The organism is Sphingomonas sp. AP4-R1 (genome assembly GCF_013113735.1).
Taxonomy (GTDB): Bacteria; Pseudomonadota; Alphaproteobacteria; order Sphingomonadales; family Sphingomonadaceae; genus Sphingomonas_I.
Window position 1 is genome coordinate 1,953,761 of the sequence record NZ_CP053346.1, and the last position, 23,621, is coordinate 1,977,381.

28 protein-coding genes are annotated in these 23,621 nt (G+C 66.9%); 18 read left to right on the forward strand and 10 right to left on the reverse strand.

Features of this window, described 5'->3' with window-relative positions:
* Positions 1-21: 21 nt before the first annotated feature.
* Complete coding sequence (locus tag HL653_RS09225) at positions 22-1,992, reverse strand: S9 family peptidase (RefSeq protein WP_171744266.1); 1,971 nt, start codon at positions 1,990-1,992, stop codon at positions 22-24.
* Positions 1,993-2,267: 275 nt separating this feature from the next.
* Between HL653_RS09225 and secE the strand changes: the two genes are divergently transcribed.
* The 5 genes from secE (at position 2,268) to HL653_RS09250 (ending at position 5,180) form a co-directional block, all read left to right on the forward strand.
* A complete protein-coding gene (gene secE, locus HL653_RS09230) occupies positions 2,268-2,468 on the forward strand; it encodes a preprotein translocase subunit SecE (RefSeq protein ID WP_171744267.1) in 201 nt (66 codons plus the stop codon).
* Positions 2,469-2,483: 15 nt separating this feature from the next.
* The gene (gene nusG, locus HL653_RS09235; RefSeq protein ID WP_171744268.1) at positions 2,484-3,023 is read left to right on the forward strand and encodes a transcription termination/antitermination protein NusG; all 540 of its coding nucleotides are present in this window, start codon (positions 2,484-2,486) and stop codon (positions 3,021-3,023) included.
* Between the two features lie 154 nt (positions 3,024-3,177).
* Positions 3,178-3,609 carry a 50S ribosomal protein L11 gene (gene rplK, locus HL653_RS09240; RefSeq protein WP_171744269.1) on the forward strand — a complete coding sequence of 144 codons (432 nt, stop codon included), beginning with the start codon at positions 3,178-3,180 and terminating at the stop codon, positions 3,607-3,609.
* Between the two features lie 3 nt (positions 3,610-3,612).
* The gene (rplA, locus tag HL653_RS09245; protein WP_171744270.1) at positions 3,613-4,311 is read left to right on the forward strand and encodes a 50S ribosomal protein L1; all 699 of its coding nucleotides are present in this window, start codon (positions 3,613-3,615) and stop codon (positions 4,309-4,311) included.
* A 143-nt stretch (positions 4,312-4,454) separates the two neighbouring features.
* Entirely contained in the window at positions 4,455-5,180 is a 726-nt protein-coding gene (locus HL653_RS09250; protein WP_171744271.1) for an energy transducer TonB, read from the forward strand.
* Between the two features lie 154 nt (positions 5,181-5,334).
* Here HL653_RS09250 and HL653_RS09255 read toward each other — a convergent pair whose 3' ends face one another.
* Both HL653_RS09255 and HL653_RS09260 read right to left on the reverse strand, forming a co-directional pair.
* Positions 5,335-5,661, reverse strand: coding sequence for a hypothetical protein (locus HL653_RS09255; RefSeq protein ID WP_171744272.1), 327 nt, complete (start codon positions 5,659-5,661; stop codon positions 5,335-5,337).
* A 70-nt stretch (positions 5,662-5,731) separates the two neighbouring features.
* Positions 5,732-6,931, reverse strand: a complete 1,200-nt coding sequence (locus tag HL653_RS09260) for a polyhydroxyalkanoate depolymerase (protein WP_171744273.1) — start codon at positions 6,929-6,931, stop codon at positions 5,732-5,734.
* Between the two features lie 99 nt (positions 6,932-7,030).
* Here HL653_RS09260 and HL653_RS09265 point away from each other — a divergent pair, with 99 nt between their 5' ends.
* The 7 genes from HL653_RS09265 to HL653_RS09295 all read left to right on the forward strand — a co-directional run bounded on the left by HL653_RS09265 (position 7,031) and on the right by HL653_RS09295 (position 12,421).
* The gene (locus HL653_RS09265) at positions 7,031-7,681 is read left to right on the forward strand and encodes a glutathione S-transferase family protein (protein ID WP_171744274.1); all 651 of its coding nucleotides are present in this window, start codon (positions 7,031-7,033) and stop codon (positions 7,679-7,681) included.
* Positions 7,621-9,192 (forward strand): NCS1 family nucleobase:cation symporter-1, encoded by a 1,572-nt coding sequence (locus tag HL653_RS09270; protein WP_253717789.1) that lies wholly within the window; start codon positions 7,621-7,623, stop codon positions 9,190-9,192. The genes HL653_RS09265 and HL653_RS09270 overlap by 61 nt, the downstream gene beginning before the upstream one ends.
* Positions 9,189-9,359: a hypothetical protein gene (locus HL653_RS09275; RefSeq protein ID WP_171744275.1), complete on the forward strand. Its 171-nt coding sequence runs from the start codon at positions 9,189-9,191 to the stop codon at positions 9,357-9,359. Before HL653_RS09270 ends, HL653_RS09275 begins: the two co-directional genes overlap by 4 nt.
* A 6-nt stretch (positions 9,360-9,365) precedes the next feature.
* Positions 9,366-10,109, forward strand: coding sequence for a hypothetical protein (locus tag HL653_RS09280; protein WP_171744276.1), 744 nt, complete (start codon positions 9,366-9,368; stop codon positions 10,107-10,109).
* A 341-nt stretch (positions 10,110-10,450) separates the two neighbouring features.
* Entirely contained in the window at positions 10,451-10,966 is a 516-nt protein-coding gene (gene rplJ / locus HL653_RS09285) for a 50S ribosomal protein L10 (RefSeq protein ID WP_171744277.1), read from the forward strand.
* Between the two features lie 69 nt (positions 10,967-11,035).
* Positions 11,036-11,413, forward strand: a complete 378-nt coding sequence (gene rplL, locus HL653_RS09290; protein WP_171744278.1) for a 50S ribosomal protein L7/L12 — start codon at positions 11,036-11,038, stop codon at positions 11,411-11,413.
* Positions 11,414-11,668: 255 nt separating this feature from the next.
* On the forward strand, positions 11,669-12,421 hold the full coding sequence (locus tag HL653_RS09295) for a DUF6683 family protein (protein WP_171744279.1): 753 nt from the start codon (positions 11,669-11,671) through the stop codon (positions 12,419-12,421).
* A 10-nt stretch (positions 12,422-12,431) separates the two neighbouring features.
* On the opposite strand, the gene HL653_RS09300 is transcribed toward HL653_RS09295, so the two are convergent.
* The 3 genes from HL653_RS09300 to purD form a co-directional block, all read right to left on the reverse strand.
* Positions 12,432-13,052, reverse strand: coding sequence for an HAD hydrolase-like protein (locus tag HL653_RS09300; protein WP_171744280.1), 621 nt, complete (start codon positions 13,050-13,052; stop codon positions 12,432-12,434).
* Between the two features lie 31 nt (positions 13,053-13,083).
* Positions 13,084-13,629 carry a hypothetical protein gene (locus tag HL653_RS09305; protein ID WP_171744281.1) on the reverse strand — a complete coding sequence of 182 codons (546 nt, stop codon included), beginning with the start codon at positions 13,627-13,629 and terminating at the stop codon, positions 13,084-13,086.
* Between the two features lie 294 nt (positions 13,630-13,923).
* Positions 13,924-15,207 (reverse strand): phosphoribosylamine--glycine ligase, encoded by a 1,284-nt coding sequence (purD, locus tag HL653_RS09310; protein ID WP_171744282.1) that lies wholly within the window; start codon positions 15,205-15,207, stop codon positions 13,924-13,926.
* Between purD and xseA the strand changes: the two genes are divergently transcribed.
* From xseA to HL653_RS09325, 3 genes are all read left to right on the forward strand, one after another.
* Positions 15,206-16,639: an exodeoxyribonuclease VII large subunit gene (gene xseA, locus HL653_RS09315; RefSeq protein ID WP_171744283.1), complete on the forward strand. Its 1,434-nt coding sequence runs from the start codon at positions 15,206-15,208 to the stop codon at positions 16,637-16,639. The genes purD and xseA overlap by 2 nt on opposite strands.
* 239 nt (positions 16,640-16,878) lie before the next feature.
* A complete protein-coding gene (locus tag HL653_RS09320; RefSeq protein ID WP_171744284.1) occupies positions 16,879-17,076 on the forward strand; it encodes a DUF2093 domain-containing protein in 198 nt (65 codons plus the stop codon).
* Complete coding sequence (locus HL653_RS09325; RefSeq protein WP_253717790.1) at positions 17,073-17,990, forward strand: M23 family metallopeptidase; 918 nt, start codon at positions 17,073-17,075, stop codon at positions 17,988-17,990. The genes HL653_RS09320 and HL653_RS09325 overlap by 4 nt, the downstream gene beginning before the upstream one ends.
* A gap of 64 nt (positions 17,991-18,054) precedes the next feature.
* Here the strand turns inward: HL653_RS09325 and HL653_RS09330 are convergent, their stop codons facing one another.
* From HL653_RS09330 to HL653_RS09340, 3 genes are all read right to left on the reverse strand, one after another.
* Entirely contained in the window at positions 18,055-18,312 is a 258-nt protein-coding gene (locus tag HL653_RS09330) for a GlsB/YeaQ/YmgE family stress response membrane protein (RefSeq protein WP_171744285.1), read from the reverse strand.
* Positions 18,313-18,482: 170 nt separating this feature from the next.
* Positions 18,483-18,782, reverse strand: coding sequence for a DUF1153 domain-containing protein (locus HL653_RS09335; protein WP_171744286.1), 300 nt, complete (start codon positions 18,780-18,782; stop codon positions 18,483-18,485).
* Between the two features lie 124 nt (positions 18,783-18,906).
* Positions 18,907-19,161, reverse strand: a complete 255-nt coding sequence (locus HL653_RS09340) for a hypothetical protein (protein ID WP_171744287.1) — start codon at positions 19,159-19,161, stop codon at positions 18,907-18,909.
* Positions 19,162-19,424: 263 nt separating this feature from the next.
* On the opposite strand from HL653_RS09340, the gene mnmA reads away from it, so the two are divergent.
* The gene (mnmA, locus tag HL653_RS09345) at positions 19,425-20,558 is read left to right on the forward strand and encodes a tRNA 2-thiouridine(34) synthase MnmA (RefSeq protein ID WP_171744288.1); all 1,134 of its coding nucleotides are present in this window, start codon (positions 19,425-19,427) and stop codon (positions 20,556-20,558) included.
* 124 nt (positions 20,559-20,682) lie between these two features.
* On the opposite strand, the gene HL653_RS09350 is transcribed toward mnmA, so the two are convergent.
* Complete coding sequence (locus HL653_RS09350) at positions 20,683-21,225, reverse strand: type 1 glutamine amidotransferase domain-containing protein (protein ID WP_171744289.1); 543 nt, start codon at positions 21,223-21,225, stop codon at positions 20,683-20,685.
* A gap of 283 nt (positions 21,226-21,508) precedes the next feature.
* On the opposite strand from HL653_RS09350, the gene HL653_RS09355 reads away from it, so the two are divergent.
* Together HL653_RS09355 and glnA are read left to right on the forward strand one after the other, a co-directional pair.
* Positions 21,509-21,847: a P-II family nitrogen regulator gene (locus HL653_RS09355; protein WP_171744290.1), complete on the forward strand. Its 339-nt coding sequence runs from the start codon at positions 21,509-21,511 to the stop codon at positions 21,845-21,847.
* A 101-nt stretch (positions 21,848-21,948) separates the two neighbouring features.
* The gene (gene glnA, locus HL653_RS09360) at positions 21,949-23,361 is read left to right on the forward strand and encodes a type I glutamate--ammonia ligase (protein ID WP_171744291.1); all 1,413 of its coding nucleotides are present in this window, start codon (positions 21,949-21,951) and stop codon (positions 23,359-23,361) included.
* The last annotated feature ends 260 nt before the right edge of the window (positions 23,362-23,621 follow it).

Genomic DNA, 23,621 nt, shown 5'->3' on the forward strand with positions numbered 1-23,621 from the left:
CGCGCATGCGCAGACCGACTCTCACATCCCGAAGGCCTTGCGCAGATGCGCGTCGCTCTGTTCCAGCAGTTGCGCGCGGGCGGCGCCGTCCTCCAACTGATGATCCAGTTCGGGGAAGGTGATCAGCACGGGCTTCGCGCCCGACGCCTCCAGCTTGCCCTTCATCAGCGTCGATTCGCCATAGCCCACATTGCTGTCGAGCGTGCCGTGGACCAGCAATACGGGGACCTTGATCTTCGCCGCATTCTGCGCGGGTGAGGCCTCCGCCATCACCGGGCCGACATAATCGGCGGTCGCGCGATGATTGGACCAGTTGCGAAACTCTTCGCGCCACACACCGAAATCAGTGACGGGCGCGATCGCAACGACGGCCTTGTAGAGATCGGGCGCGATCACCGCCGATTGCAGCGCTGCATAGCCGCCATAGGACCAGCCGACGATGCCGAGCCGCTTCGGATCGGCGATGCCTTCCGCCACCAGCCAGCGCCCGGAATCCACCACGTCACCGATCGCGATGCGCCAGGATTTGAAGCCATTTTCCATCTGGAAATCATCGCCGAAGCCCTCGGAGCCACGGAAGTTCGGCTGCAGCACCGCATAGCCCTTCGCCGCGAAATATTGGGGCAGCCAGTCGAAGCCCCATTCGTCGCGGGCAGCGGGACCGCCATGCGGCATCACGATCGCGGGCAGGCCCTTGCCGCTGCTGCCGGGCGGCAGCGTGAGATAAGCGGGGATCGCGGTGCCGTCGCTCGCCTTCAGGGTGATCGGGCGCACCGTCGCCAGCGTGCGGCCGGCGAGCTGCGGGCGCACTTCCAGAATGCGCTGGAGCCGCTTGGTGGTCTTGTCGAACACATAATAGATGCCCGGATCATTGTCGGACGAGGCGATCAGGAGCAATTTGCTCTCATCCTCGCTCGCATCGACGATGTCGACGATCGGAGCATTCGGTAGCGCCTTGCCGAGCGCGGTTCGGAGCGCCTTCAGCGCCGGATCGAAATAGATGACCTCGCGGCTGTCGGTCGCATAGCTGGCGCCGACGATGCGCCGCTTGCGCCCGATCCGCACCAGATCGTCCACGTCCACGTCGGGCCGTGCGAGGACGAGCGTTTCGGTGTTCGATCCGTCGAGCGCGTGGGTGTAGAGCGCCAGCCGCCCGTTCAGCTTGCGAAAGCCGTAGGCGATATTCTTGTCGGGATCGACGGCGTAGGGATTGAAGCCCTCACGATTGACGGAGTCGTAATCGCCGAGCGTCTGCCAGTCGCGCGACCCTTGCGTGCGGTAGCGATAGCCATAGACGCCGGTGCTCTGAAACGTCTGCCCGGCATAGCGGGCGAAGCCGGCGATGCGGACAGTGCCGAGCCCGTCCGTGATATATTTGATCGCATCGGCGCGGGGTTGCTCGATCGTGGTCGACCGCAGCGTGCGGCTGTCGACGCGATCGACGCTGAGCCCTTGCTCACGGCTGCCGATATTGGTGCCGCTCTGGTCGGTGCGCTGGTGCTGGCGAGCGAGCAGCACCTGTCCGTCGGTGCCGGGCAGCCAATCCAGCACGGCGCCCCCATAGAAGGTCGCGCTGCGCTGGTTCACATCCTGCGCGGTCAGCATCTGCTGGTTGCCACCGCCGGCATCCACCGCGATCAGGCGGGAATAAGAGAGGGGGCGCGAGAGATCCGGCGATTTGACCATGCCCCAGAAGGTGCAGACGAGCCGGTCGTTCGAGATCCAGCTGCATTTCGCCAGCCTGTCCGGCGCACCCGATACCGCCAGCGCGGGGCGCGGCGTCGCGCCTTCTTCTGTGCCGACGGTGAACAGGGTCGATCCCTGGCCCCTGGTCGGCACGATGAAGGCCACCTTGCTGCCGTCGGGCGAGAGCGAGGCCTGCTCCACGCCGGGCCGTGCCCCGAATGCTTCCGCCACCGGATCGGCCGCCTGTGCCGCGCCGCATCCCACCCCGGCCAGCGCGAACAGCGCCGCCGCCTTCACAAATGTCATTCTGCCCCCAAAACCCCATCGGGCGTGGCATCCTCCCGATGCACGGCCCCGTGACCAGACTAAAGGGGTGGGCCCCCAAGGCAAGTCTCCGCATCGCGTCGCAGCCAGCCTTCCGGTCCGGTCGCGGGGCGGCGCGACGGGTGGCGTCTTGCGTCCGGGCGCCCAAAGAGGTATCTGGCGCCCCAATCCGAAAGCGTGGATGGGTCCGCACCGGCTCCGATAAGGACCGGGCGACGGTCCCATGCCTCGTTCAGGAATTAAGGAAGAAGCATTTCGTGGCGAAGATCAGTCCCACCGAATTCATGAACCAAGTGAAGGCCGAGACCGCCAAGGTCTATTGGCCCAGCCGGCGTGAAACGGTGATGACGGCGATCATGGTGGTCGCGCTGACCCTGATCCTCGGGATCTTCTTCTTCGTCGTTGATTGGGGTTTCAGCCGGATCGTCAAGTTCCTGCTGTCGCTCGTCCAGGGTTGAGGCACGCCTAGAACAATGTCGCGCTGGTACATCATCCACGCTTATTCGGGCTTCGAGAACAAGGTGCGGGAGCAGATCCTCACCGATGCGACCCGTCTCGGCCTCGAAACGCTCGTCGAAGCCGTCGAGGTTCCGACCGAGAAGGTCACCGAAGTCCGCCGCGGCAAGAAGGTGACGTCGGATCGCAAATTCTTCCCGGGCTATGTGCTCGCGAAGCTGGCGATGAACGACGACGTCTATCACCTGGTGAAGAACACGCCGAAGGTGACGGGCTTCCTCGGCTCCTCGGGCAAGCCGCAGCCGATCTCCGATGCGGAGGCCGCGCGCATCCTGAACACCAAGGAGGAGGCCGCCGCCGCCCCCGCCAAGACCAAGATCAAGGTCGATTTCGATATCGGCGACTCGGTCAAGGTGCTGGACGGTCCGTTCGCGAGCTTCAACGGCGTGGTCGAGGAACTCGATTTCGACCGCAGCCGCGTGAAGGTTTCGGTTTCGATCTTCGGTCGCGCCACTCCGGTGGAGCTGGAGTTCGAGCAGGTCGAACGGGTCAAGTAAGAATTCCGGTATTCCCGCCAACGCGGGAATCCAGAGTCACAGGCGCTGCGCTCGCGGCCCTGGGCTCCTGCTTTTGCAGGAGCGCGTAGCGAGCAAATCCGCGGGAGGCGGGCTTCGGCCTGCCGCCATCACCGCTAAGCCATAGGAGGTAATCATGGCGAAGAAGATTACTGGTTACATCAAGTTGCAGGTGCCGGCCGGCAAGGCCAATCCGTCGCCGCCGATCGGCCCCGCGCTCGGTCAGCGCGGCGTCAACATCATGGAATTCTGCAAGGCGTTCAACGCGCAGACGGCTGGTGAAGCCGTGGGCACGCCGCTGCCGACCGTGATCACCGTCTATGCCGACCGTTCGTTCTCGTTCGAGACGAAGACGCCGCCGGCGACGTATCTGATCAAGCAGGCCGCCGGCCTGAAGTCGGGCTCGAAGGAGCCGGGCAAGGTGTCCGCGGGCAAGATCAAGCGTTCGCAGCTCTCCGAGATCGCGACCGCGAAGATGAAGGATCTGAACGCCAACGACATCGACGCGGCGACGAAGATCATCGAAGGCTCCGCGCGCGCGATGGGCCTCGAAGTGGTGGAGGGCTGATCCATGGCTAAGCTGACGAAGAAGGCCAAGGCTCTGGCCACCGCGGTCGACCGCGAGAAGCTGTACGGCGTGAACGAGGCGATCGCTCTCGCCCGCACCAACGCCACCGCCAAGTTCGACGAGACGATCGAAGTCGCGCTGAATCTCGGCGTCGATCCGCGCCACGCCGACCAGATGGTCCGCGGCGTCGTCAATCTGCCGAAGGGCACGGGCAAGGACGTTCGCGTCGCCGTGTTCGCGCGCGGCGCCAAGGCTGAAGAAGCCACGGCCGCCGGTGCGGAGATCGTCGGTGCGGAAGACCTGCTCGAGATCATCCAGGGCGGCACGGTCGATTTCGACCGCTGCATCGCGACCCCGGACATGATGGGCATCGTCGGCCGCCTCGGCAAGGTGCTGGGTCCGAAGGGCCTGATGCCGAACCCGAAGCTCGGCACCGTGACGATGAACGTCGCGCAGGCCGTGAAGGACGCCAAGAGCGGCCAGGTGGAATATCGCGTCGAGAAGGCCGGTATCATCCACTCGGGCATCGGCAAGGCGAGCTTCCCGGCCGAGGATCTGCGCGCGAACTTCGACGCGCTGGTCGATGCGGTCGTGAAGGCCAAGCCGTCGGGCGCGAAGGGCAAGTACCTGAAGAAGGTCGCCATCTCGTCGTCGATGGGCCCGGGCATCAAGGTCGACGTCGCGGAAGTCGCGACCGCCTGAGCCACACGGCACAACCGAACAGGAAGGGCCGGGGAGCGATCCCCGGCCCTTTTTGTTTGCGCGGCGTGGGGCGGACCGGGCGCGAAAGGCGGGCGCGGGCGAGAGGCCGTGGCGCCGGATCGCCAGACGCGCGTTGATAGGGCATGCAGGCGCGCATACGGGACAGGATGATCGCCGGATCGGGCACCGCGCTCGTGCTGGCATCGGCGGCCGGGCTGCTGATGAGCGCGTTCGACGTGTCGGTCGCGCGGATCGGCGAGACGGCGCTGGCTTTGGTCGATCTGCGGCCGCCCGCACCGCCGCCTCCGCCACCCCCCGAGCCCGTCGTCCCGCGCGAGCGTGCGAAGGGCGCGCCCTCACCGCCCAATCTGAGGAACAAGGCGACCGAGATCGTCGCCAAGCCGCCGGTCATCCGGTTGCCGCCTCCCGTGCCCGTGGTGGCGGCACCGGCGCCGAATATCGGCATGGCCGCGCAGTCCGGCGCTTCGGACCGGTCCGGTCCGGGGCAGGGCGCGGGCGGCCGGGGCGATGGCGATGGTGGCGGCGGGGATGGCGGCGAGGGGAATGGAACGCCGCCGCGCTGGGTGAAAGGGCGGCTGTCCTTCGCCGATCTGCCGCCCGAATTGCGAGCGACCGGCTGGAGCGGGACCGTCGGCGTCAGCTATGCCGTGGGCGTGGACGGCCGCGCTTCGGCGTGCCGGATCGATCATTCCAGCGGCAATCCGGTGGTCGATGCGATCACGTGCCGCCAGATCGAGCAGCGTTTCCGCTTTCGTCCGGCTCTGGATGAGGATGACCGGCCCGTTCGATCGGTGCTGGTCGAAAATCACGAATGGATCGTGGAGCGGGAACCTGAGGACCGGCGCTAGGCTGGCCGATCGTGCAAGTTTCCGTTCGCACCGAGCCTGTCGAAGCGCCGTTCTTCCTTTCGATCGCCGGGTGCGAGAAAGGAAGGACGGTGCTTCGACAGGCTCAGCACGAACGATGAGGGGCGCGGCTGGCTTACGCCAACCGCCTCAGCCCTCAGCAGCCATTCTTGCGGTTCTGGGCAGAGTCATGCTTCTTGTCGAGATGCTTGCCGAGCAGGGCGCCGCCGACGCCACCAGCAACCGTGCCGAGCGTACCGCCGCCCAGCACGTTGCCGAGCACCGCGCCACCCGCACCACCGGCGATCAGGCCGGTCGTGCCGCTGCTGCGCTTGCAATTCTGGTAATAGCGGCGGTCGCGGCCACGATAGCGGCGATCATCGCGGTCATAGCGACGGTCCTGTGCCGAGGCCGCGCCGATCGGGCCGACGGCGAACGAGGTCGTGGTGGTGGCCAGCATGGCCGCGATGAGCAGTATGCGCATTTTCATTCTCCTTCTCGCGCACAACGACGGGAAGGCGAGAGGGTTTCCAATAATCGTTACGCTCTCGGCATCAGTTCACCGCCAGCACGAGGCTCTTCACCTGCGGATAGACCTGCGTTTCCCACTTGCTGCCGGAAAAGACGCCATAATGGCCGACGCCGGGCTGCAGGTGATGCCGCTTCAGATGCGGGCGCAGCGACGAGCAGAGATCGTGCGCCGCCGCCGTCTGGCCGACCGCGCAGATATCGTCGCGCTCGCCTTCCACCGTCAGCAACGCCGTCTTGCGGATCGCCCCCGGCTTCACGCGCGCACCGCGATAATCGAGTTCGCCCTTCGCCAGCAACGCGCGCTGGAACACGCGGTCCACCGTCTCCAGATAGAATTCGGCGGTGAGGTCCAGCACGGCGAAATATTCGTCGTAGAAATTGCGGATGCGCGATCCGTCCTCGCCGTCCGCCAGCTGCTGGAAGAGCTTGCGATGCTGCTCCATGTGGCGGCCCATGTTCATCGCCATGAAGGCGGTGAGCTGCATGAAGCCCGGATAGACCTCGCGGCCCCGCCCCGGATAGCGCAGCGGCACGCGCGTGATCAGATTGTCGCGAAACCAGCCCAGCGGCTTGGAGGTGGCCAGTTCGTTGACGGAGGTGGGGGCGATGCGCGTGTCCACCGGGCCGCCCATCAGGGTCATCGAGCGCGGCTGGCAGGGATGATCCTGCTCCGCCATCACGGCCACCGCCACCAGGGCCTGCACGCAGGGCTGGCACACCGCGATCAGGTTCGCGCCCGGCCCGATCGCCTCCAGGAAGCGGATGACGTAATCCACATAATCGTCGAAGCCGAAGGCGCCGGCCGACAGCGGCACGTCGCGCGCATTCTTCCAGTCCGTGATGTACACGTCATGATCGCGCAGCAAGGTCGCGGCGGTGTCGGCCAGCAGGGTCGCGAAATGGCCCGAGAGCGGCGCCACCACCAGCATCTTGGGCTTCAGCTCGGAATCCTCGCGGACGAGGTGGAGCAGATCGCCGAAGGGCAGCGACAGCGCCACCTCCTCATGCACGCTCAGCACGCGATTGCCCGAGGGCACGCTTTCGATGCGGAAGGGCGGGCGGCGGTGCGTGAGCTTCGTTTCCGCCACCATATGCGCGAACGCCATCGCGCTGCGGCCGATGGGCAGCGTGTTCGCCGCCGTCTCGTTGAGCAGGGCGAACCGCGCGCCCAGCCGGAGCGGGCTCATGAAATCGGTGAAGGTCTGGTAGGCTTGGTACAGCATGATGCAGCCGTTCCCCCAAACGGTGAGCAAGGGCCTATGCTTTTTTGCTGCACTGCGCCACAAGAACAAGCACCGTGCGGGCACGGGAGAGGGTGGGTCATGAGCGCGACGCTGACGATCTCGAGCAAAAATTATTCGTCCTGGTCGCTGCGCGGCTGGCTTCTGTGCAAATTGGCGGGGCTGGAGGTGACCGAGGAGGTCGTTCCGGTCGATGCCGATTCGCGCGCGGAACTGCTGCTGCTGTCGCCGTCGGTGCGCGTGCCCCGGCTCACGCATGACGGGGTGAGCGTCTGGGATACGCTGGCGATCGCCGGCTATCTGAACGAGGTGTTCCCGGAGGCCGGCATGTATCCGGCCGATCCCAAGGCGCGCGCGCATTGCCGATCGATCACCGGCGAGATCCATTCGGGCTTCTTCAATCTGCGCTCGGCTTTGCCGATGAACCTGCATTCGCAGTTCAAGACCTTCAAGATCTTCTCGGGCGCCAAGCCGGATATCGAGCGGATCGAGGATATCTGGGGCGATTGCCTCGCCCGCTATGGCGGCCCCTTCCTGTTCGGCAAAAAGCCGACGATCGCGGACGCGATGTTCGCGCCCGTCGCCACGCGCTTCGTCACCTATGACGTGCCGCTGGGCGAGGCGGCGGCGGCCTATCGCGACACGATCATGGGCTGGGAGCCGATGAAGGAGTGGATCGCGGCGGCCAAGGCGGAGCCGGTCGAGATGCAGGAACTCGAGGTGGAATTCTGACCGCCGGGGGTGCCGGAGCGGGCGGAGCGCCCGATCTCTGGAATCCCGATCTCGCGCCGACGGGCCCCGAGCAGCGGACCTGGGCCTGGTATCATTTCGCCGCGCTCTGGGTGGGCATGGTCGTCGCCGTGCCGAGCTGGATGCTCGCCTCCGGCCTGATCGAGCAGGGCATGTCGGCGGGCCAGGCGACGCTCACCGTGCTGCTCGGCAATGTCGTCCTGCTCGTGCCGCTCACGTTGATCGGCCATGCCGGTGCGCGCTACGGCGTGCCCTTCGCGGTGCTGGCGCGCGCCTCGTTCGGCACGAAGGGCGCGCGCGTGCCCGCCGTCGCCCGCGCTCTGGTCGCCTGCGGCTGGTATGGCATCCAGACGTGGATCGGCGGCGAGGCGTTGCTCACCCTGCTCGGCATCTTCCTCGGCCGCGATCTGGCGGGGGCGCCGCTGCCGTTGCTGGGGATCGGCGCGGGGCAGTTCGCCGCCTTCCTCGCTTTCTGGCTCCTCCAGCTCTTCTTCGTCCGCAAGGGGCTGACGACGATCCGGCGGCTGGAGACATGGACCGCGCCGATCAAGATCCTCGTCTGCCTCGCGCTCGTCTGGTGGGCGGTGTCCCGCGCGGGCGGCCTGGGCCCGATCTTCTCGGCACCCTCGGCCTTCGCGCCCGGCGGCGCCAAGGCGGGGCAATTCTGGGTGGTGTTCTGGCCGACGCTGACGGCGATGGTCGGCTTCTGGGGGACGCTGGCGCTCAACATCCCCGATTTCACCCGCTTCGCACGCAGCCAGCGCGATCAGATGCTGGGGCAGGCGATGGGCCTGCCTCCGACAATGGGGCTGATCGCGCTGGCCAGCGTCATCACCACCTCCGCCACCGTCGTCATCTACGGGCAGGCGATCTGGGATCCGGTGAAGCTGGCGGGTACGCTCTCGGGCCCGTTCGTGCTGCTCGGCCTGATCGTGATCAGCGTGGATACGATCAGCTGCAACATCGCCGCGAACCTCGTCTGCTCGGCCTATGATTTCTCGTCGCTGGCGCCGTCGCGCATCTCCTATCGCACGGGCGGGCTGATCAGCGCGCTGATCGGCGTGCTGATGATGCCGTGGAAATTGCTGGCCACCACGGGCGGCTTCATCTTCGTCTGGCTGACCGGATACAGCGCATTGCTGGGGCCGATCGCGGGCATCCTGATCGCCGATTACTGGATCGTGCGGCGGGGCGTGATCGAGGTGGAGGCGCTCTACCGCGAGGAGGGCGCCTATCGCTATCGCGGCGGCTGGAACCCGGCCGGCCTGATCGCGCTGGCGGCGGGCGTGCTGCCGAACCTGCCCGGCTTCCTCGCCACGGCCTTTCCGGGCGCAGGCGGCGGGATCGGGGCCTTCTGGACCGGCCTCTATGCCTATGCGTGGTTCGTGGGCCTGGGCGTGGCGATGCTCGTTTATGTCGGGCTGATGGCGGGGGCGGGCGCCTTCTTGGAAACACGGCCTCCGTCGGCTATATTCGTCGATAGGAGGCCATGATGCGCGTCAACACCGAGGAATCGATCCGGCTCGGCGAGCGTATCTATCGTCGTTTCGGAAGCTGGGAGGCCGCGCGGGAGGCATCGCGCCTGCACGACGGCGTCTATCTCGTGCCCGCCGTCGATCATCGGCAGGACGACAGGAAGGACGATGCCGCGGCGGCCTGATCCGTCGTGACCTTCAGTTACACGCTCGTTCTGGCATTGCTGCTGCTGTTTCCCGGCCTGTGCGCGTTCGCCGGGCTGCGATCCGGCGAGCGGACCGATTTTCTCGCACCCCGCCCGGAAAAGCCCAATTCCACGGGCACGCTCTTCGTGGTCGTCTCGGGCACGATCGCGGGGCATCTCGCCGGCGCCGTCCTCTTCGATCTTCAGGCGATCTGGTGCCGGTCGACGGGTCTGTGCGTGCCCGTCGCATTCGATCCGAACATCTACCGCGTGCTGCTCGGCATGGGGCACCCGGCCGGCGCGCCCACGGACGGGGCGATCGCCTGGTGGATCTTCTTCCTCGGGGCGCTCGGCGTGCTGACCGGCTGGGCCTTCGCCAGGGCATCCCGTACCGCCGCCTTCAAGCGCAACTTCGATCCCGTCGAATTCGGGTGGCTCGATCCGGCCGTGCAGGCGGTGAAGGCCGGACGTTCGGTGATCGTCGCCTATGTGGTGACCAAGACGAGCCACGATGGCGCCAGCATCGCCTTCGAGGGGATCGTCGACCGGCTGGCGCTGGACGATGATCAGAAGGTGGCGATGATCGTCCTCAGCCAGGTCGATCGCTTCACGGTGACGATCGAGTCGAAGGGCGGGATCCGCCGCCGCAACGGTGGTGGCCGGCCGATCGCGCAGATGCAGCTCGCCGCGTCCGAGATCGCGAACATCGCGTTCGAGGTGCTCACCGCGCCGCCGGAGACGAGGGTTTGACGGCCATGGACCCACGCACGGGTCCTTGACCTTGGCCCTGATCCTGCTATGGGCGCGCACCTGTTCGTCGGCTTGCTGGCGAACATCCGTCCGAGACAGCAGGTGAGGGGACTACGCCCCTCTTAATGCCCTGCCGAGACGGGGAAGAGATTTTGCCGGTCGCGTCTTCATGGCCGCGCCGGTCTGCCTGTCGGGTTCATTCCCTGCGGGTCAGGCATCCCATCCCCATCGGACTCTGACCGTTCCGGTTCTGCCGGGGCGGTTGGTCGCGTTCGGCGCATGTCGCGCCGCGCGTTCGAATGCGTCCGGCGAGCGATCGTCGGACGATGTGGAGAATGGCAATGGATCGTGCTCAGAAGTCCGAGCAGGTTGCAGCGCTGAACCAGGTCTTGAGCGAAACGTCCGTCGTGGTCGTGACGCGCAACCTCGGGATGACCGTCGCCCAGTCGACGGCTCTCCGGGTCAAGATGCGGGCAGCGGGCGCCAGCTACAAGGTGACCAAGAACCGCCTTGCCCGCATTGCCGCCGAAGGCACGCCCTACACCTCGCTCAGCGACATGCTGACGGGGCCGACGGCGCTGTCCACCTCGGTGGATCCGGTCGCAGCCGCCAAGGTTGTCGTCGATTTCGCGAAGACCAACGACAAGTTGGAAATCGTCGGCGGCGCCATGGGGACGACCGTCCTGGACGTGAACGGGGTGAAGGCGCTCGCAGAGCTGCCCAGTCTCGACGAGCTGCGCGCCAAGATCATCGGTCTGGTGCAGGCTCCGGCGCAGAAGATCGCCTCGGTGCTTCAGGCGCCGGCCGGTCAGCTCGCCCGCGTGTTCGGGGCCTATGCGGCCAAGGAAGACGCATAAACCTGACCTTATCGGGCGCCCTCGCGCCCGATCATTATCTGGGCGTACCGCGCCCGCATGGAGAATATCATGGCAGACCTCGCAAAGATCGTTGAAGACCTGTCCGCGCTGACCGTCCTCGAAGCCGCTGAGCTTTCGAAGCTTCTCGAAGAGAAGTGGGGCGTTTCGGCTGCCGCCGCTGTTGCGGTTGCCGCTCCCGCCGGTGGCGGCGCCGGTGCTCCGGCCGCCGAAGAGAAGACCGAGTTCGACGTGATCCTCACCGGCGACGGTGGCAAGAAGATCAACGTCATCAAGGAAGTCCGCGCCATCACCGGCCTGGGCCTGACGGAAGCCAAGACGCTCGTCGAGAGCGCTCCGAAGGCCGTCAAGGAAGGCGTGAGCAAGGACGAGGCCGAGAAGCTGAAGAAGCAGCTCGAGGAAGCCGGCGCGACCGTCGAGCTGAAGTAAGCCTTTCGGGGGCGCTGCCCCCGAAGACTTGCCCCCCGCTTCGGCGGGGCCTTGGTCGAAAGACAGAGAAGGGCGGTCCGGCAACGGGCCGCCCTTTTTCTGTGCGCGGCGCGCCCGTCCGGGCGTTTCGATCCCCGCCGGCGGCGGCTCGGCGGACGGGCATGTCCGTTCGTCTCGCGAACCTGTCCCCGCGATTGCAAACGTAACCTGCCGTGCGGCAGCCTCCCGCCGGATCCGCGTACGGGAGACGGGGTGATGTCGTATCGGTCGATCCTGCAGGCGCGCATCCTGATGCCGGCCGCTGGAACCATCCTGCTCGGTCTGGCGTGGCCTGCGGGGCCCGCCTGCGCCCAGATGATCCAACCCTCGCTTTATCTGGGGCCGCAAATCTCCTTCCAGGCGCATGTCGCCGCGCAGAATGCCGGCCGCGCGGCGGCGGATCGCGGAGCGGAGGGCGCCGCTGATGCTCCGGCGGCGGTGGATCGGGCCGTCCTGCTCTACCGGCCGGATCCCGCCCGCCGCCGCGCCAATCTCGCGGGCTTCGTGAAGCGGCTGCGCGCGATCGATCCGCAAGGTGCGGCCAATGTCGAGGCGATCCTGGCGCAGGGCGATATCATCGAGCGGGCTCGCCCGACGCTCGCCGCGCATGGCCTCGACACCAACGATATTGGCGATGCCTATGCCGCCTACTGGATTTCGGCTTGCCAGGCCGCGCGCGGCGATACCGCCACGCCCGACCGGACGACGATCGCGGCCGTGAAGGCGCAGGCGGCCGAGACGATCGGCATGAAGCCCGAATTCCGGATGGCGGGGGACGCGACCAAACAGGAGATCGCCGAGACGCTGTGGCTGCAGACGATGCTGCTGGATGGCGCGGTGGAAGGCGCGCAGGGCAAGCCGGACCAGCTGCGCGTGCTGCATGAAGCGGCGGTGCTGGGCGCGCGCAAGGTGGGGCTGGATCTGAACCGGATGACGCTCGGCCCACAGGGCTTCGTCCCGGTGCAATAAGGCCCTGCGGCTAGAGCCCGGCCAGATCGCCCACCCGCTCGATCACGATATCGGGGCGGCGCGCGCGCAGAGCTGCGGGTGCCGCATAGCCCCACAGCACCGCGCCCGTCGCCGCGCCGATCGATCGCGCCGCTTCGATGTCGCGTATCTCGTCGCCGATGCAGATAGTGCGAGCCGCTGTGACTGCGGCGTTCCCGATGGCCTTCTCCAGCTTGGCCGCCTTGCCGAACAGCGAGGAGCCGCAGCCGAAGAAGCCGATCCGCGCCGCGAGGGCCGCTCCCAGCACGTGGCGCACATTGGCCTCCGCATTGGAGCTGACGATCGCCAGCTGCGTGCCGCGCGCGTGCAGCGCCACCAGCGCCTCTTCGATTCCGTCGAACAGCCGGATCGCCTCGATGTCCTCCGCCGCGCGCGTGCGCATATGGCGGGCGATCAGGGGCAGCTTCCACATCGGCACATCGAGCCGCCGCAGGATCTCGCGGCTGTCGCAATGACGCAGCGTCTCGCGCTCGTCCGACGTCGTGATGCGGAAACCGAAGCGCCGGGCGGCGTCGTTCAGCGATCCGAAGAACCAGTCGGCGCTGTCGGCCAGCGTGCCGTCGAAATCGAAGATGGCCAGGTCATACGGCATCGCGAGGGGATGCCGTCGATCCGCCCGGGCCTCAGCCCAGCTTGCCGAACTGCGCTTCGAACGCTTCGGTGTCGCCCTTGGCGAGCAGGCGGGCCTGCTCCACCCACTTGTCGCGCACGATGCGGCCCTTGAAGGCGCCCATCTGCGCGTCGACGGCGGCGACGTCGTCGGTCGTCCAGGCGGCGATCTGGTCGAAGCGCGTCACGCCCAGTTCGTGCAGGCGGCTCTCCGCCTTGGGGCCGAGGCCCTTGAGCGTGGTGAGCGTGTCGCCCGCGCCCTTCGTGGCGGTCTGGCCCGAGGGATGCGCGTCGATGCCGATGAACTGATCGACGACATCCTCGATCGCGGCCGTGATCTCGGAATCGACGCCGTGCCCTTCCTCGATCGGGGCAGGGACGGGCGCGGCGGCAGGCCTGGGGGCCAGGGGCTGGGGTGCCGCCACCTTCTGCGCGGGCGCCATCGTCGGGGCGGGCGCATCGCCGAAGCGCACATGCTGCTTGCGGCTGCGGAGCAGGACGAACGCGAGCAGCAGGATCGCCACGATCACGGCGATGATGATGATCGTGGTCTGGCTCATGAAGGTTCCCTGTTCTCTTACGGTCGATCCGCAGGCGATGCGCCGCCCCCTAGCCTCCGTGCGACCGATCGCGCAAGGGCGGGCGTCATGCCTGCGCCTTGGGCCCGATCGACATTGAGAGCGTTCGAGGGGGGACGATCTCGACGTCGTTTCATTCCGTCATCCCGGACTTGATCCGGGATCCCGCTTCTTTCTGCTCAAATCGGACGCGAAGGCGGCGGGACCCCGGATCAAGTCCGGGGTGACGGCGGGAGGCCGGGAAACGAATGAATGTCGATCCGCGCCAGCGCTGCTTCAGCGCTGCGCCTTCTCCCGCGCCACCTCGCGCCAGCCGATGTCGCGGCGGCAGAAGCCCGACGGGAAGGTGATCCGGTCGATCGCGGCATAAGCGGCGGCCTGCGCCTCGGCCACCGACGCGCCCGTGCCCGTCACCGCCAGCACGCGCCCGCCCTGGGCGACGAGCTGGTCGTCGCGCAGCGCCGTGCCCGCATGGAACACGATGGCGCCGTCCGTTTCGGCCATCTTGATCCCGCTGATGTCGCCGCCTTTTTCGGGCGTGCCGGGATAGCCGCGCGCCGCCATCACCACCGTCAGCGCCACGCGCGGCGACAAATGGGGTACGGGGATATTGGCAAGCCTCTCTTCGGCCACGGCCAGCATCAGTTCGATCAGGTCGCCCTCGAAGCGGGGCATCAGCACCTGCGTCTCCGGATCACCGAAGCGGGCATTGTATTCGATCAGCTTGGGGCCGTCGGCCGTCAGCATCAGGCCCGCATAGAGCACGCCCGAATAGGGCATGCCGGCATTGGCCATCGTGCGGACGGTGGGCAGGATGATCTCGCGCATCACCTGCGCCTGCAGCGCGGGCGTCAGCACGGGGGCGGGGCTATAGGCGCCCATGCCGCCCGTATTGGGGCCGGTATCGCCCTCGCCGACGCGCTTGTGATCCTGGGCCGATCCGAACGGGATGGCGGCACGGCCGTCGGTCAGGGCGAAGAAGCTCGCTTCTTCGCCCTCCAGAAATTCCTCGATCACCACTTCGGCGCCGGCACCGCCGAAGCTGCCGCCGAACATGTCGCGCAAAGCCGCCTGCGCCTCCGCCTCGGTCTGCGCGATCACCACGCCCTTGCCGGCGGCGAGCCCGTCCGCCTTGATGACCACCGGCAGGCCGAAGCCCGCGAGCCCCGCCTGCGCCGAGGGCAGGTTGGAGAAGCGCGCATAAGCGGCGGTGGGGATGCCGGCGCGCGCGCACAGATCCTTGGTGAAGCCCTTCGAGCCCTCGAGTTGCGCGGCGGCCTTGTTCGGCCCGAACACCAGCACGCCATCCTCGCGCAGCCGATCGGCGAGCCCTTCCACCAGCGGCTGTTCGGGGCCGACCACGACGAGGCCGACATTCTCGTCGCGCGCGAAGGCGACGATCGCCTCGATATGCGTGGGATCGAGATCGACCAGCTCGGCGCAGGCAGCGATTCCGGGATTGCCCGGCGCGGCATAGAGTTTAGTCAGGCGCGGCGATTGCGCGAGCTTCCAGGCGAGCGCATGTTCGCGTCCCCCCGAACCGATAAGCAGGACTTTCATGACGATCCCCGATGAGAACGGCCGGCTGCTAGCCGAGGAAGCCGCAGGGGACAACGCGCCTGCGCTCTCCGTGTCCGAACTTTCGGGCGCATTGAAGCGATCGGTGGAGGACACGTTCTCCCATGTGCGCGTGCGCGGCGAGATTTCGGGCTATAAGCGCGTCGCCTCCGGCCATTCCTATCTGACGCTGAAGGATGATCGCGCCAATCTGGATGGCGTGATGTGGAAGGGCACGCCCGTCGCCTTCCGGCCGGAGGACGGGGCCGAGGTGATCGTGACCGGGCGGCTCACCACCTATCCGGGGCGCTCGCGCTACCAGATCGTGATCGAGCGGATGGAACTGGCGGGGCAGGGCGCCTTGATGGCGCTGCTCGATCAGCGCCGCCGCGCGCTCGCGGCCGAGGGGCTGTTCGATCAGGAGCGCAAGCGGCGCCTGCCCTTCATGCCGCGCACGATCGGCGTGGTCACCTCGCCCACCGGCGCCGTGATCCGCGACATCCTTCACCGCCTGCGCGATCGCTGCCCCAGCCATGTGCTGGTGTGGCCGGTGCTAGTGCAGGGCGAGGGCGCGGCCGCGCAGGTGGCGGCGGCGGTGCGCGGCTTCGCGCGCATGGCGACGCCGCCGGACCTGATCATCGTCGCGCGCGGTGGCGGCTCGATCGAGGATCTGTGGGCGTTCAACGAGGAGATCGTGGTCCGCGCCGTGGCGGAATCCCCGATCCCGACCATCTCGGCCGTGGGGCATGAGACGGATACGACGCTGTGCGACTTCGCCGCCGACGTGCGCGCGCCGACGCCCACCGCCGCCGCCGAAATGGCCGTGCCGGTGAAGGCGGAGCTGGACGAGGCGGTGCAGAAGATGTGGCTGCGCGCGGGCCGCTGCGTGCGCCGCTATCGCCAGCTGGGCGAGGAGCGGCTGGCGGTGGTCGCGCGGCGCCTGCCCCAGCCGGAGCGCCTGCTCGCGCCCCAGCGCCAACGGCTGGACGATGCCGGCGATCGCCTGCCGCGCGCGCTCTCCGGCCGGCTGGCCGAGGCGCGGCGCGAACTGGCCGATGCGGCGGGCGCGCTGCGCCCCGCTTTGCTGGAGGCGCGGGTGACGCGCGGGCGGGAGAGGCTGGCGGGGCTGCGCCTGCGCCCGGCGCTCGTCACCGCGCGGATCGAGGCGGACCGCGTGCGCCTTTCGCAGACATGGCGGCTGATCGAGCAGCTCAATCCCGAGCGCGTCCTTTCGCGCGGCTATGCGTGGGTCGAGGATCGGGACGGGGGCGTGGTGACGACCGGGGCCGGCGTGCGCGCGGCGGGCGCGGTGACGCTCGTGTTCGCGGGGCAGGATCGGGTGGATGTGCAGGTGGAGGGTGGCGGCGTCACTGCGCCAAGACCCGCCCGCCCGGCCAAGCCCGGCAAGGGGCCGGATCAGCCGACCTTGCTGTAGTTCCCACCTATTTCGTGGAATCCCGAGGTCATCCTGAAGTTACGTCATCCTGAACTGGTTTCAGGATCCATGTCCCAACGTCGCCGTCACGCGCGGCAGAGAGGACAGGTGATGGATCCTGAAACAAGTTCAGAATGACGGCGTGGGGGGAGGGCCGAGAAGCCCAACCACCACCCCGCGCTTGCCGTCGCGCCGGGAGCCGCTATCTCCGCGAGGATACGGAATAAGGATAAAAGACTATGCTGATGGCGCAGGGGCGGCCCGCCCGGCTCCACTATATGGCGAACGGGTTTCGCGTGATGGCGGCGGGCGATCATGTCGTCTGCGCGATCTCCGGCGCGAAGGTACCGCTCGACGAACTGCGCTACTGGAGCGTGCTGCGGCAGGAGCCCTATGCCAGCTGCGAGATGTCCACGCAGGCGGAGCGCAAGGGTTGAGGCGCACGGTCGCTTCGGCCTCGCTCCTTCTCCTGCTGGCGGGCTGCGCGACGCGGCCGATCGCCCCCGGCCCGGCCACGCCGCCCCCGCCTCCCGGCAAGCCCGTCGCCCCGCCGCCGCCGCGCATCGTCGGCGCAGCTTTGTTCGCGCTGAAGGGTGAGATGACGCAGGGCACTTTGCTGCGCGGCACGGCGCCCGCGGGCACGGCCCTGCTGCTGCTCGACGGCAAGCCCGTCCGCATGGCGCCGGACGGCAGCTTCATCATCGGCTTCAATCGCGACGCGCCCGATCATGCGCTGCTGGAGGCGCGGCTGCAGGACGGGCGCCTGCTGCAGGCCCCGCTCACGATCACGAAGCGCGCGTGGGACATTTCCAATCTCTCGACGCTGCCGATGGGCACCTCGCCCAGCCCCGCCTTCCAGAAGCTGCGGTCCGGCGAACTCGCGCAGATCGCGGCGGCGCGCGCGCTGAATGCGGACAGCGACGGCTGGCGCCAGACATTCATCTATCCCACCACCGGGCGGATCAGCACGCTCTTCGGATCGCAGCGCATCTACAAGGGCGGGGTGGAGGGGGCCTATCATGGCGGGATGGACATCGCCCGGCCGACCGGCACGCCCGCGCTGGCGCCGGCCGATGGCGTGGTGGCGCTGGCGACCGATCATCCGTTCAGCCTGGAAGGCAATCTGGTGATGATCGATCACGGCTTCGGCCTGATGAGCGCGATCATGCATCTGTCGCGTATCGACGTGAAAGCGGGCGAGCATATCCGCCAGGGTCAGGTGATCGGCCTTGTCGGCGCCACCGGCCGCGCGACGGGGCCGCATCTCCACTGGGGGCTGACATGGCAGGGTGCGCGGATCGATCCGCTGCTGGTGACCGGGCCGATGCCGGGTGCCGCACCGGCCCACTGACCGCCACACGAAAAAGCCCGCCCCGGCGCGTGCCGGAGCGGGCTTTGGATCGGATCGGGGCCGCTTAGCGGACGGTGCCGCGACGGACCAGATTGACGATCGCGAGCAGGATGATCGCACCCACCAGCGAAGTCAGGAACGTGTAAAGCGACAGGCCGGCATTGTTGATCGTGCCGCCCGTGAAGATCAGGCCGCCGATGAACGCGCCGACGATGCCGACCACGACATTAAGAACGATGCCCTGCTGGGCGTCCGTGCGCATCACCATGCTTGCGAGCCAGCCCACGACGCCGCCGATAATCAGCCAAAGAATAAGACCCATTTCATCCTCCATCCGTCCGCGTGCATCCGTTTGTCGGACGCTCGATGCTGAAGGACTAGACGCTCTGGGGCCGAAACGGTTCCCGCGATTCCCATAAGTCAAGGCCCCCGATCCGGGGATCGGAGGCCTTTGGAGAGCGTCGGGCACGTGCGTCCGTGGCCGGACGCCGATCAGAAGCGCTGCTGGCGCTCGTAGAGAGACTTGTAATGCTGGATGCGCGTCACGCGCAGGCCCGGCATGCCGGAGCGCTCCACCGCGCGCTTCCAGCCGGCGAATTCCTCCATGGTGAGGTCGTAGCGCTCGCACACCTCCTCGAAGGTGAGCAGACCGCCATCGACGGCCGCCACCACCTCGGCCTTGCGGCGCACGACCCAGCGCGTCGTGCCGGGGGGGGGCAACGAATCCAGGGTCAAAGGTTCCCCCAATGGCCCGACGACCTGCGCCGGCCTGATTTTCTGGTTTTCGATCATTTCGGTCCCTGTACCTGGCCGATCGACCGCAAGCCGATCAGGTGACGTTTCCTGGAGAGGGGTTGTACGGATGGCGTTTCAACGAACTTTAAAATGCCAGGGTTAAGAAAGCGGTCATCTTTGTTCATGCGCTTTCCTCCGGCCTTGGGGCATCGATGCTGAAGCGGTGGTCCAGCGCTTCCGCCGATTCCTCCGCGCTGGTTTCGTTGGAAAAAAGCGCATGAAGGGCTTCGTGCGGATCGACCGCCTCGCTCTTCTTCCGTGCGCGATTCGCCCTCCCCGTGGGGGTGGCGGCCTGGGCCGCGACGAGAGCTGCCTTCAGCATCGAATAATCGGGCGCGATCGGTGCCGCGCCGTTCATGCCGATAGTAACCTTCATCGTAACCCGCCTTCCGTCCTGATCTCTTTCACGGCGCGGCGGCGCGGGTTTTTAGAGGCTTGTGCGGAAATGCGTGCTGCGGCGCATCGCGGCATCGGCCTGCTCCCTTCCGACCTCCGTCCTGCTTTCCTTGTAGGAAGGCGGGCGGGGGGACAGGTCGGCCGAGTCTCGAAATATTATCCATATCGGGCGTTCCGGCGGGCTTTCCCGGCGGTTTCCGCTCCGCTGGTCTGAAGGGGCGGGTTGGGGTAAAGGCCCGCCGCATGTCGCAGGTGGATTTCCAGCTTCCGGCGGGCATCGCCCGGCCGCGTATCGTCGTCGCCATGTCGGGCGGGGTCGACAGTTCGGTGGTGGCCGCGCTCGCCGCGCGCACGGGCGCCGAAACGATCGGCGTCACGCTCCAGCTTTACGATCATGGCGCCGCCGTGGGCCGCGCGGGCAGCTGCTGCGCGGGGCGCGACATTGCCGATGCGCGCGCTGTGGCCGACAAGCTCGGCATCGCGCATTATGTGATCGATCGCGAGAGCAGCTTCCGCGAAAGCGTGATCGATCGCTTCGCCGACGATTATATCGCGGGCCGCACGCCCATTCCCTGCGTCCGCTGCAACATGGGCGTGAAATTCACCGATCTGCTCGGCCTCGCGCGCGAGCTGGGCGCGGATTGCCTCGCCACCGGCCATTATGTGCGCCGGCTGATCGGGGGCGAGGGGCCGGAGCTGCACCGCGCGATCGATCCCGCGCGCGACCAGAGCTATTTCCTGTTCGCCACCACGGCGGCACAGCTCGATTTCCTGCGTTTTCCGCTCGGCGGGCTGGAAAAGACCGAGGTGCGCGCGCTCGCGGCCGAACTCGGTCTGGGGGTCGCGGGCAAGCCCGACAGTCAGGACATCTGTTTCGTGCCCGACGGCGATTATGCCGGGCTCGTCTCGCGCCTGCGCCCCGAGGCGGAGACTCCGGGCGACATCGTCGATCTGGCGGGCCGCGTGATCGGCCGTCATCGCGGGATCACGCGCTATACGGTCGGCCAGCGCCGGGGCATCGAGATCGGCGGGCAGAGCGATCCGCTCTACGTGATCCGGATCGAGGCCGAGACGCGGCGCCTGGTGGTCGGCCCGCGCAGCGCGCTCGCGGTGGCGTCGGCGCGCCTGTCCGATCTCAACTGGATCGGCGGCGCGATCGATCCGGCGCGGCCGCTCCTCGCCAAGGTCCGCTCGCTCGCCAAGCCCACCGCGGCGACCTTCGACGGCGCGGCGGTGCATTTCGCGGCGCCCGAATATGGCGTGGCGCCGGGGCAGGCGGCGGTGCTGTACGAGGGCGACCGCGTGCTGGGCGGCGGCTGGATCGAGGAAACCGAGGCGGCCGAGCCCCAGCGCGAAGGCGCGATGGCGGCGGCCTGATCCGTCCGACCTTCTTCGTCATCCTGAACTTGTTTCAGGATCCATGGCCAAACCTCTCTGCCACGCGCGCCGGCGGTGTCGGTCGCTAGATCCTGAAACAAGTTCAGGATGACGCTCCGGGTGCTTAGCCCGCTGCCATCCCCAGCGCGTCGAGGATCGCCCGATTGAAGGCGGGGATGTCGTCCGGGCTGCGGCTGGTGATGAGCGGGCCGTCCACCACCACCTCCTCATCCACGATCGTCGCGCCCGCGTTGCGCAGGTCGGTGCGGATCGACGGCCAGGGCGCCACGGCGCGGCCCTTCACCACGTCCGCCTCGGCCAACAGCCACGGCGCATGGCAGATGGCGGCGACGGGCTTTCCGGCCGCCACGAAATCGCGGATCAGTTGGACGGAGGCCGCGTCCCTCCGCAGCGTATCGGGATTGGAGACGCCGCCGGGCAGCAGCAGCGCATCGAAATCCGCCGCTGCCATGTCCGCGATCAGCGCGTCGGGGGTGATCCAGTCCGCCGGCTCATCGCGGATCGTGCCCATGATCGGATCCAGCGAGAGCGACGCGAGCGTCACCGCCGCGCCCGCCTCGATCAGTGCCCGGCGGGGCTCGAACAGTTCCGCATTCTCGAAGCGGTGGGTGGCGATGATCAGGACTTTCCCGGGTTCGATGGACATGACATACCTTGCGTGGACAGGCCGGAATCGACCGGCGCGACAGAGCGACTCCCTCCGCTCCCGAGGCCTCGGAGTCGGCACGGCTTTAGCCTTAATCGCCGTGCCGCTGCTGCAAAAGCGGGCACTATTCCCGCAGGTTGCACGATCCGTAAGCAATTCGATCACAGGCTGACGCATCCCGGCGCGATCCGCTTGCCAGCGCCCGAATGCCGCGCCTATTGAAGCATAGCGTTGTTAATCTGTGTCGTGGTCCGGGACGCGGTCTGCGTCCGGGGAGGGGCTCGTGAAGAAAGTCGAAGCGATCATCAAGCCGTTCAAGCTGGATGAGGTGAAGGAAGCCCTGCACGAGGTGGGCGTGTCGGGCATCACGGTCCTCGAGGCCAAGGGGTTCGGCCGTCAGAAAGGGCATACGGAGCTGTATCGCGGCGCCGAATATGTCGTGGATTTCCTGCCCAAGGTGAAGCTCGAGGTCGTGGTGGAGGACGCGCTGGCGGAGCGCGTCGTCGAGGCGATCCAGAACGCCGCGCAGACGGGCCGCATCGGCGACGGCAAGATCTTCGTCAGCACGATCGATACGGTCGTGCGGATCAGGACCGGGGAGAGGGATGCCGACGCGATCTGACAGGTCGCGCGAAAGGCAAGGCGGCCAGCGAGCCGCGCACATCATCTGCGGCTGGCGAGGCCGCGCATTCACCGAATTCCATAGCGGGAAGGGCTATACTCATGGCGAACAAGGCTTCCGACGTTCTCAAGATGATCAAGGACAAGGAGGTCGAGTGGGTCGATCTTCGCTTCACCGATCCGAAGGGCAAGTGGCAGCATCTCACGATGGTGTCGAAGGTCGTCGGTGAGGATGAGCTGAACGAAGGCTTCATGTTCGACGGCTCCTCGATCGAGGGCTGGAAGGCCATCAACGAGTCCGACATGATCCTGAAGCCGGATCTGGACGCCGTGTGGATCGATCCCTTCTCGGCCACGCCGATGCTGATCCTGGTCTGCGACATCGTCGAGCCTTCGACCGGCGAGCTGTATGCCCGCGATCCGCGCTCCTGCGCCAAGCGCGCCGAAGCCTATGTGAAGACGCTCGGCATCGGCGACACGATCTATGTCGGCCCGGAAGCCGAATTCTTCATGTTCGACAGCGTGCAGTTCGACAGCACCTATGACTCGTCCTACTACAAGATCGAGGACATCGAGCTGCCGACCAATAGCGGCAAGGAGCTGGAAGGCGGCAATCTGGGCCACCGTCCGCGCGCCAAGGGCGGTTACTTCCCGGTCGCCCCGGTCGACAGCGCCGTCGACATCCGCGCCGAGATGGTCTCGACCATGCTCGACATGGGCCTGCCCTGCGACAAGCATCACCACGAAGTCGCCGCCGCGCAGCACGAACTGGGCCTGACCTTCGGCACGCTGGTGCAGACCGCCGATCGCATGCAGATCTACAAGTATGTCGTGTGGCAGGTGGCGCAGGCCTACGGCAAGACCGTCACCTTCATGCCGAAGCCGATCGCCAAGGATAACGGCTCGGGCATGCACACCCACATGTCGATCTGGGACAAGGGCAACCCCCTGTTCGCCGGTGACGGCTATGCGGGCCTGTCTGACATGTGCCTGTATTTCATCGGCGGCGTGATCAAGCACGCCAAGGCGCTGAACGCCTTCACCAACCCGACCACCAACAGCTACAAGCGTCTGGTGCCGGGTTATGAGGCGCCGGTGCTGCTGGCTTACTCGGCGCGCAACCGCTCGGCTTCGTGCCGCATTCCTTATGGCGCGGGCGCCAAGGCGAAGCGCGTCGAATTCCGCTTCCCGGATGCGATGGCCAATCCGTACCTCTGCTATGCGGCGCTGCTGATGGCCGGCCTCGACGGCATCGAGAACAAGATCCACCCCGGCGAGGCGATGGACAAGAATCTCTATGACCTGCCGCCGGAAGAGCTGAAGGAAATCCCGACCGTGTGCGGCTCGCTCCGCGAAGCGCTCGACAGCCTGGCCGCCGACCACGCCTTCCTCACCAAGGGCGGCGTGTTCACCGAGGACCAGATCGAGAGCTACATGGAGCTGAAGTGGCCGGACGTGTACCGCTGGGAAATGGCGCCCAGCCCGGTCGAGTTCGACATGTATTATTCCTACTGATCCCACGCCGGATCATCGGAACAAGGGGGCGTCCACAGCGTTGTGGGCGCCCCTTTTCTTTGTCGAAAAACATGCTATTCACGTTGTGTAAGTCGGTTTTGAATACCGTATTCATACTATAGTGATTATACTGTGGTAGTCATACGCGCGCGTCGTCAAGCATGTAGAAAAGATTAACCGTCAAGACTGCCTCCGAGGGTTAGGAGGCGTCTCCATGTTTGGCTTGTTTCGAGCAAGATCTGCCGACGCTCTTGTGAGCG

What these genes read in the sequence shown, in the direction of transcription:
- HL653_RS09250 (WP_171744271.1), top strand. Translation starts at nt 4,455, where the DNA reads ATGCAGGCGCGCATACGGGACAGGATGATCGCCGGATCGGGCACCGCG.
- HL653_RS09320 (WP_171744284.1), top strand. Translation starts at nt 16,879, where the DNA reads ATGCTGATGGCGCAGGGGCGGCCCGCCCGGCTCCACTATATGGCGAAC.
- nusG (WP_171744268.1), top strand. Translation starts at nt 2,484, where the DNA reads ATGTCGCGCTGGTACATCATCCACGCTTATTCGGGCTTCGAGAACAAG.
- mnmA (WP_171744288.1), top strand. Translation starts at nt 19,425, where the DNA reads ATGTCGCAGGTGGATTTCCAGCTTCCGGCGGGCATCGCCCGGCCGCGT.
- rplJ (WP_171744277.1), top strand. Translation starts at nt 10,451, where the DNA reads ATGGATCGTGCTCAGAAGTCCGAGCAGGTTGCAGCGCTGAACCAGGTC.
- HL653_RS09330 (WP_171744285.1), bottom strand. Translation starts at nt 18,312, where the DNA reads ATGGGTCTTATTCTTTGGCTGATTATCGGCGGCGTCGTGGGCTGGCTC.
- HL653_RS09225 (WP_171744266.1), bottom strand. Translation starts at nt 1,992, where the DNA reads ATGACATTTGTGAAGGCGGCGGCGCTGTTCGCGCTGGCCGGGGTGGGA.
- glnA (WP_171744291.1), top strand. Translation starts at nt 21,949, where the DNA reads ATGGCGAACAAGGCTTCCGACGTTCTCAAGATGATCAAGGACAAGGAG.
- HL653_RS09300 (WP_171744280.1), bottom strand. Translation starts at nt 13,052, where the DNA reads ATGCCGTATGACCTGGCCATCTTCGATTTCGACGGCACGCTGGCCGAC.
- HL653_RS09260 (WP_171744273.1), bottom strand. Translation starts at nt 6,931, where the DNA reads ATGCTGTACCAAGCCTACCAGACCTTCACCGATTTCATGAGCCCGCTC.
- HL653_RS09335 (WP_171744286.1), bottom strand. Translation starts at nt 18,782, where the DNA reads ATGATCGAAAACCAGAAAATCAGGCCGGCGCAGGTCGTCGGGCCATTG.
- HL653_RS09340 (WP_171744287.1), bottom strand. Translation starts at nt 19,161, where the DNA reads ATGAAGGTTACTATCGGCATGAACGGCGCGGCACCGATCGCGCCCGAT.
- rplA (WP_171744270.1), top strand. Translation starts at nt 3,613, where the DNA reads ATGGCTAAGCTGACGAAGAAGGCCAAGGCTCTGGCCACCGCGGTCGAC.
- HL653_RS09350 (WP_171744289.1), bottom strand. Translation starts at nt 21,225, where the DNA reads ATGTCCATCGAACCCGGGAAAGTCCTGATCATCGCCACCCACCGCTTC.
- HL653_RS09275 (WP_171744275.1), top strand. Translation starts at nt 9,189, where the DNA reads ATGATGCGCGTCAACACCGAGGAATCGATCCGGCTCGGCGAGCGTATC.
- rplK (WP_171744269.1), top strand. Translation starts at nt 3,178, where the DNA reads ATGGCGAAGAAGATTACTGGTTACATCAAGTTGCAGGTGCCGGCCGGC.
- HL653_RS09305 (WP_171744281.1), bottom strand. Translation starts at nt 13,629, where the DNA reads ATGAGCCAGACCACGATCATCATCATCGCCGTGATCGTGGCGATCCTG.
- xseA (WP_171744283.1), top strand. Translation starts at nt 15,206, where the DNA reads ATGACGATCCCCGATGAGAACGGCCGGCTGCTAGCCGAGGAAGCCGCA.
- HL653_RS09265 (WP_171744274.1), top strand. Translation starts at nt 7,031, where the DNA reads ATGAGCGCGACGCTGACGATCTCGAGCAAAAATTATTCGTCCTGGTCG.
- purD (WP_171744282.1), bottom strand. Translation starts at nt 15,207, where the DNA reads ATGAAAGTCCTGCTTATCGGTTCGGGGGGACGCGAACATGCGCTCGCC.
- rplL (WP_171744278.1), top strand. Translation starts at nt 11,036, where the DNA reads ATGGCAGACCTCGCAAAGATCGTTGAAGACCTGTCCGCGCTGACCGTC.
- HL653_RS09255 (WP_171744272.1), bottom strand. Translation starts at nt 5,661, where the DNA reads ATGCGCATACTGCTCATCGCGGCCATGCTGGCCACCACCACGACCTCG.
- HL653_RS09295 (WP_171744279.1), top strand. Translation starts at nt 11,669, where the DNA reads ATGTCGTATCGGTCGATCCTGCAGGCGCGCATCCTGATGCCGGCCGCT.